8 protein-coding genes are annotated in these 6,752 nt (G+C 74.6%); 5 read left to right on the top strand and 3 right to left on the bottom strand.

All coding sequences use genetic code 11. From position 1 onward, the window contains the following. Positions 1–779, bottom strand: a 779-nt coding sequence (locus BG452_RS26925) for an MBL fold metallo-hydrolase (RefSeq protein ID WP_188306947.1), incomplete at its 3' end; no start/stop codon positions are given. A gap of 353 nt (positions 780–1,132) precedes the next feature. On the opposite strand from BG452_RS26925, the gene BG452_RS26920 reads away from it, so the two are divergent. The 3 genes from BG452_RS26920 (at position 1,133) to BG452_RS26910 (ending at position 2,927) form a co-directional block, all read left to right on the top strand. Continuing rightward, the gene (locus BG452_RS26920) at positions 1,133–1,537 is read left to right on the top strand and encodes a rhodanese-like domain-containing protein (RefSeq protein WP_188306946.1); all 405 of its coding nucleotides are present in this window, start codon (positions 1,133–1,135) and stop codon (positions 1,535–1,537) included. Further along, complete coding sequence (locus BG452_RS26915) at positions 1,534–2,283, top strand: sulfite exporter TauE/SafE family protein (RefSeq protein WP_188306945.1); 750 nt, start codon at positions 1,534–1,536, stop codon at positions 2,281–2,283. Before BG452_RS26920 ends, BG452_RS26915 begins: the two co-directional genes overlap by 4 nt. Positions 2,284–2,354: 71 nt before the next feature. Next, positions 2,355–2,927, top strand: a complete 573-nt coding sequence (locus BG452_RS26910; protein ID WP_188306944.1) for a rhodanese-like domain-containing protein — start codon at positions 2,355–2,357, stop codon at positions 2,925–2,927. Positions 2,928–3,107: 180 nt separating this feature from the next. Here the strand turns inward: BG452_RS26910 and BG452_RS26905 are convergent, their stop codons facing one another. Next, a complete protein-coding gene (locus BG452_RS26905) occupies positions 3,108–3,494 on the bottom strand; it encodes a hypothetical protein (RefSeq protein ID WP_188306943.1) in 387 nt (128 codons plus the stop codon). 187 nt (positions 3,495–3,681) lie between these two features. Continuing rightward, positions 3,682–4,914 (bottom strand): MFS transporter, encoded by a 1,233-nt coding sequence (locus BG452_RS26900; RefSeq protein WP_188306948.1) that lies wholly within the window; start codon positions 4,912–4,914, stop codon positions 3,682–3,684. Between the two features lie 104 nt (positions 4,915–5,018). Here BG452_RS26900 and BG452_RS26895 point away from each other — a divergent pair, with 104 nt between their 5' ends. Both BG452_RS26895 and BG452_RS26890 read left to right on the top strand, forming a co-directional pair. Next, positions 5,019–5,798 carry an AraC family transcriptional regulator gene (locus BG452_RS26895; RefSeq protein ID WP_188306942.1) on the top strand — a complete coding sequence of 260 codons (780 nt, stop codon included), beginning with the start codon at positions 5,019–5,021 and terminating at the stop codon, positions 5,796–5,798. A gap of 57 nt (positions 5,799–5,855) precedes the next feature. After that, on the top strand, positions 5,856–6,599 hold the full coding sequence (locus BG452_RS26890) for an SOS response-associated peptidase (RefSeq protein WP_188306941.1): 744 nt from the start codon (positions 5,856–5,858) through the stop codon (positions 6,597–6,599). Positions 6,600–6,752: the final 153 nt, after the last annotated feature.

Below are 6,752 nucleotides of genomic sequence, written 5' to 3'. Positions count from 1 at the left end.
GCGGCCAGGGCGCGGACGGCGGCCGGGTCGAAGAGTCCGCGCTCGCGGCGGTTGAGGTCGGCGTCGTAGCCGAAGTAGCCGGGGGCGGTGGGCTGGCCGTCGGTGACCAGGGCGACGAAGGTCGGCTCGTCCATCGGGGCGCAGGCGTAGTTGGTGGCGCGCTCGCGGCCGATGGTGGACTGGCGGTCGGTGGAGAGGTTCTTGCCGCAGGCGGAGCCGGCGCCGTGGGCGGGGAAGACCAGGGTCTCGTCGGGCAGGGCCATCAGCTTGTGGTGGACGCTGTCGTAGAGCATGGCGCCGAGTTCCTCGGCGGTGACGCCGGTGGAGGCAAGCAGGTCGGGGCGGCCGACGTCGCCGATGAACAGGGCGTCGCCGGTGAGCACGCCGTAGGGGACGGTGTCGTCGGGCTGCTCGTAGACCAGGACGCTGATCGACTCGGGGGTGTGGCCGGGGGTCTCCATGATCTGGAGGGTGACGTCACCGAGTTCGATCCGCTCGCCCTCGGTGAGCTTGCGGATCGGGTACTCGGTCTCCGCCCGGTGCCCGTAGCCGATCCAGGCGCCGGTGCGGTCGGCCAGTTCGAGGTGGCCGGCCAGGAAGTCGGCGTGGAAGTGGGTGTTGATGACGCCGACGACGGTCAGGCCATGGGCCTCGGCGTCGGCGACGTACTCGTCGACGTCACGGCGCGGGTCGACGACGACGGCGCGCCCGGTGCGCTCGTCGGCGATCAGGTAGGAGGCCTGGGAGAGGCAGTCGAGGTAGAACTGGGCGAAGTACACGGGGAACCCTCCTGGGTGGCGCCTGGGCACTGCGGCGCGGTCGCGAGCATGGGATACCCCCCTCGGTATATACGCCAGCATACGACCTCCATGGCCGATACGGGTGGGGGTATCGCCGAAGCACTTCGATAATACCCCCGGGGGTACTATGGTGGACATCGGAGGGGGAACCGGCCACACCGCCGGACCCGGCACCGCCCCGGTCTCTCGTCGGCGCCGACGAGAGACCGGCGCCGACGAGAGAACCGCGTCACCACCCGCGCCGCCGCTCGCAGCACACGGATCGGCGGCCCGCCCGCGGCACCCCCGACCCGCCGGACCACCGCCGCCCGGCCCCACCACTGGAGAAAGCCATGCCCCAGCTGCCGTCCGACCCCGGACCGGCCTCCCCCGGACCATCCGACCCAGCACGGTCCGCCCCCGGTCAGATCACCCCCGCCCAGGCCGACCGGCTCGCCCACACCGGCGCCGCCGTGCTGCTGGACGTCCGCGAGGCCGCCGAGTTCACGGCCGGCCACGCCCCCGGTGCCCTGCACCTGCCGCTGGTCGGCCTGGCCGCCGGAGTCGGGCTGCCCCCCGAGGCCGTCGGCCGTACGGTGCTCACGGTCTGTCGCTCCGGCCACCGCTCCCAGCGCGCCGCCGAGTTGCTCGCCGCGCGCGGCGTCGAGGCGCTGAACGTCACCGGGGGCATGAACGCCTGGGCCCGGGCCCGCCTGCCGGTCACCACGCCCGACGGCAGCGCCGGACACGTCATATGACCACGCTGCTGCTGGCGCTCGCCGCGGGAGCGGTGGTCGGACTGGCCCTCGGCGGACTCGGTGGCGGCGGCAGCATGCTCGCCGTACCCGCCCTGGTCTACCTGCTCGGCTTCTCCCCCGCGCTCGCCACCACCGCGAGCCTGGTGATCGTCGCCGCGACCTCGCTGACCGGGCTGCTCGCCCACGCCCGGGCCGGACGGGTGCGCTGGCGCACCGGCGCGCTGTTCGCCGCCGCCGGACTGCCCGCCGCGGCCGCCGCCGGGGCGCTCTCGGCCCACCTGCCGGGCGCGCTGCTGACCGGCGCCTTCGCGGTGCTGGCGGCGCTCGCCGCCTGGCGGATGCTGGTCCCGCCCAAGACTGGCGGGCAGGAACGATCCGCCGCCGGACCGGCCCGCTCCACCGCCACGGGCGCCGGTCTCGGCGCCGTCACCGGACTGCTCGGCGTCGGCGGCGGCTTCCTCGCCGTACCCGCCCTGGTCTCCGTGCTCGCCTTCACCATGGCCGAGGCGGTCGGCACCAGCCTGTTGGTCATCACCGCCAACTCCCTCGCCGCCCTGCTGCCCCGCCTCGGCGCCACCGGCTCGATCGACTGGGCCGTGGCCGCGCCCTTCACCGGCGCCGCGATCCTCGGCGCCTGGGACGGCAAACGGCTCGCCGACAAGCTCAGCGGACGCACCCTGCAGCGGGCCTTCGCGATCGCCCTGCTCGGCGTCGCCATCCTGATGCTGGTCACCACCCTGCGCTGACCGGCCCGCCGTCCCCCGGCCGCGCCCGCCCAGCCGCGCCGGCCCCCACCCCCGAGAGGACCCCTCCCCCCATGACCACGCCGACCACAGCGCTGACCGTCGAACAGCTCAAGCCCCGCCTCGGGCAGCTCACCCTCATCGACGTCCGCTCCCCCGGCGAGTACGCCCGCGGCCACATCCCGGGCGCTCGGAACATCCCGCTCGACCAGCTCGACCGCGCCCTGCCCGCGCTGCGCACCGCCGCCGGGAAGAACGAGCTGGCCGTCGTCTGCGCCGCCGGACAGCGCGCCCGGTCCGCCTGCGCACAGCTCGCCGACGCCGGGATCACCGCCCTCGTCGTCACCGGCGGCACCAACGCCTGGACGGGCGCGGGCCACCCCGTCGACCAGGTGGCCGGCGCCCGCCCGGTGTGGGCGATGGACCGTCAGGTCAGGCTCGCGGCCGGCTCGCTGGTCCTGCTCGGCCTGCTCGCCGACCACGCCCGGCCCGGCGCCCGCTGGCTGTCGGCCGGAGTCGGCGGCGCGCTGGTCGTCTCCGCGTTGACCGACAGCTGCACGATGGCGGCGCTGCTGGGCAAGCTCCCGTACAACCGCCCCCGCCCGGGCACGCCGACGCTGGACGACACCCTCGCCGTCCTCGGCTGACCGGCCCGGCGGCAGCCGCCCTCACCACCGCAGTCCATCTGCTCACCCGCCGGGGCAAGCGCCCCCCGCGCACGAAAGGCCGGTGACCGCCCTTCCCCCGAGAGGGCGGGACGTCACCGGTCCGACAGTCGGTCCGACAACCCGTCAGGCAGTCCACGCGGGCCTACCCGGGCACCCTTACTACTGAAAGACCGGTTCCACCCAGCAGCCGGACCAGTCGCACACACGGTGCCACTGTGCGGAACGCAGCAAGGACGTCGCGGGTGACGTGGCCTGGGCGGCCTCACAGGCGGTGAGTCGGCGCGCGGCCACCAGTTGGGCGGACGACCGTACGTAGACCTTCGTCGGACCGGGAGCCGTCTCCTCCGGCTCGACCGACGCGAGGATCGCCTCCAGCGGAATCTCCAGGTAGCGGGAGAGCGAGAGGTCGAGGAAGAGGCGGAACGTCCCGTGTCCCGGCGGTGCCGGGTAGCCCTGGAGTTCGGTGACCTTGTCGCCATCGTCCGCCACGGCCTGCATCCGCTCGACCAGAGGGTGAGCGGTGATCGATGATCTGGCCTGGTCCATGTGCTGCCCAACCCGTCTGGTTCGGATACGTATCGCCCCTGTGGCGGCTCCATGTCTACCCCGCGACCCCGGATGCGCAGCGGCGCCTCCACCCGTGATCCCCCGGCCAGCCCAAGGCACACAGCCCCGGCCCTCGTCGGCAAGGCGCAGGTCTCAGGTGCGGACGAGCGGACGACGGGTGCGGCGTTCACGTCCCGGCGTTCACCGCCCCCTCCGTCGGCGGCTCCTCCTTCGGCGCCCCCGGCACCACCGCCGCCGCCGGCGGCTCCTCTCCCGGCACCACCGGCTCCGGCAGGGTGCGGAACAGCGCCCAGCTGAGCAGCGGCATCGCCACCAGCGGCACCAGCGCCGTCCGCAGCGAGGTCGCGTCCGCGAGACTGCCGATCACCGGGCTGGCCAATCCACCGACACTCACCGTCAGCCCGAGGGTGATCCCGCTTGCCGTGCCGATCCGCGACGGCAGGTAGTCCTGCCCCAGCGTCACCTGCAGCGAGAACGGCACGTACAGGCCCGCCGAGGTCAGCGCCACGCACACGTACAGTCCCGGACCGGGCACCACCAGCACCCCGGCCACCGCCACCGCCGCGACCAGGTAGGACGAGCGAGCCACCGCGACCCGCCCCCACCGCTCGGCCAGCGCCCCGCCCAGCAGCGAGCCCACCGCGCCGCCCGCGTACAGCACCACCAGCGCCGCCGTGCCCGCCGCCGTGCCACCGCCGAGGCGCTGGGCGGCGTACAGCGACAGGAAGGTGCTCAGCCCGGTGAAGACGATCGAGCGGCACACCACCGCCAGCGACAGCTTGACGAAGGAGGTCCGGTCGTCCTGTCCGGTCCGGGGCGCCGTGCCCGCCCCGGCGGCCCGCCGCCGGGCCAGTTCGCGCAGCACCGGCAGGCACAGCGCCGCGCCCGCCAGGGCCGGCAGCGCCAGCAGCGGGGTCAGCCGCAGTCCGCCGAGGCCGACCACGGCGGCGACCAGCAGCGGGGCCGCCGCGAAGCCCAGGTTGCCGCCCAGCGAGAACCAGGCCATCCCCCGGTGCCCGCTGCCGCCCGAGCCGGCCACCGCCCGGGCCACCCGGGCGGACTCCGGGTGGTACGCCGCCACCCCGACACCCGACAGTGCCACCCAGGCGAGCGTCAGCCCGTACGAGCCGCCCACCCCGCTGAGGGCGATGCCCGCGCCGCCCAGCAGCGTGCTCACCGGCAGCAGCCAGGGCAGCGGCCACCGGTCGGTCAGCGCCCCGAACAGCGGCTGCGCCACCGAGGACAGCAGTGAGGCGGCCAGCACCACGCCCGAGACGGCGGCGTAGCCGTAGCCGCGCTCGGCGACCAGGAAGGGCACCAGGGCCGCCACCGCGCCCTGGTAGACGTCCACGCAGGAGTGCCCGACGGACAGCAGGGCGATCGACGCGTTCTGCGACAGTTGTTCCGTCCCCGCGGACGTACGGCTGGTTCGATTCGTTGGAATGCTCACCCGGACATGCTCGAACCGGCACCGCTGTCGGACTTCCGATAACCTGCCAGACAATGCCGAGAATCCGCCACGACCCCGTCGCCCCGACCCGGGCCGAGCTGCTCGCGCCCGGCACCGGGATCGACGCCCACCGCCACGACGACCACCAGATCGCCTACGCCGCCCGGGGCGTGGTCGCCATCACCACCGACGCCGGCTCCTGGGTCGCGCCCGGCACCCGCGCGCTCTGGATCCCGGCCGGCACCGTGCACGCCCACCAGGCGCACGGCGAACTCGAACTCCACCTGGTCGGCCTGCCCGCCACCGAGAACCCGCTCGGCCTCGACCGGCCCACCGTGCTCGCCGTCGGCCCGCTGCTGCGCGAACTGATCGTCGCCTACACCCGCGCCCCGGACCAGGACAGCCCCGAACGCTCCCGGCTGCGCGCCGTCCTGCTCGACCAGTTGCGCGCCTCGCCCCAGCAGCCGCTGCACCTGCCCACACCCGCCACCCCGCTGCTCCAGGCCCTGTGCGCCCTGCTGTACGCCGAGCCCGCCGACCGCCGCACCCTCACCGAACTCGGCCGGACCGTCGGCGCCAGCGACCGGACGCTCTCCCGGCTCTTCCGCGCCGACCTCGGCATGACCTTCCCCCAGTGGCGCACCCAGCTGCGGCTGCACCACGCCCTGGTGCTGCTCGCCGAGGGGCAGCCGGTCACCGCCGTCGCCCACCGCTGCGGGTGGTCCTCCGCCAGCGCCTTCATCGACGTCTTCCGCCGCACCTTCGGCCACACCCCGGGCCACGCCCCCGGTACCGCCCCAGGCCACGCAGCCGAGAGCCGCCCGGCGCGCTGAGAGCCCGGTTGCCGGCGGAAGGCCCCCGTTGTCCGTGCCGGGTGGCAGGCTGGGGGCATGTGCGGCCGCTTCGTCTCCACCACCACGCCCCAGGACCTCGTCTCACTGCTCGGAGAGCTCCGGTGGGACCCGGCCGAGGCCTTCGCCCCGAGCTGGAACGTCGCCCCGACCGACCCGGTCCCGGCCGTCCTGGAACGCGTGGACCGGGAGACCGGCGAACTGCTGCGCCAGTTCCGCCCGCTGCGCTGGGGCCTCGTCCCCTCCTGGTCCAAGGACCCGTCCGGCGGCGCCCGGATGATCAACGCCCGCTCGGAGACCGTCGACACCAAGCCCGCCTTCCGCAAGGCCTTCACCGCCCGACGCTGCGTCATCCCCGCCGACGGCTACTACGAGTGGCGCGAAGTCCCTGCCGAGGGCGACCGCAAGAAGTACAAGCAGCCGTACTTCCTCAGCACCGGCGGCGTGATGCTGATGGCCGGCCTGTACGAGTTCTGGCGCGACCGCACCCGCCCCGACGACGACCCGCTCGCCTGGCTCGCCACCGCCACCGTCATCACCACCGACGCGACCGACTCCGCCGGCCGCGTCCACGACCGGATGCCGCTCACCATCGCCCCCGACGACCTCCCCGACTGGCTCTCCCCCGCCCGGACCGACCCGGCCGAACTCCACCACCTGCTGCGCCGCCCCGCCGACGGCGCCCTGCGGGTCCGCGCCGTCCCACCCACCGTCAACAGCGTCCGCAACAACGGGCCCGAGCTGCTCGCCGCCGCCCCCGACCCGCTCGGGCTCGCCGACTGACGCCCTGCTCTGCGAGGATTCCGCTGACAGTGCGCCCGACCGGCACTACGGTAGGCGAGCAGAGCAGGTCACGGGGGTGGGGGCGGCGCAGTGTTGATGTCCATGACGGCACACGTCCGCCCCGAGAGCGGCATGCCTGACCCGGAGCCCTAC

It is taken from the genome of Streptomyces sp. CBMA123, assembly GCF_014596465.1.
In the GTDB taxonomy this organism is placed as follows: Bacteria; Actinomycetota; Actinomycetes; order Streptomycetales; family Streptomycetaceae; genus Kitasatospora.
Note: the sequence above shows the minus strand (reverse complement) of the source record. Positions and strands in the feature narration are given on the sequence as shown.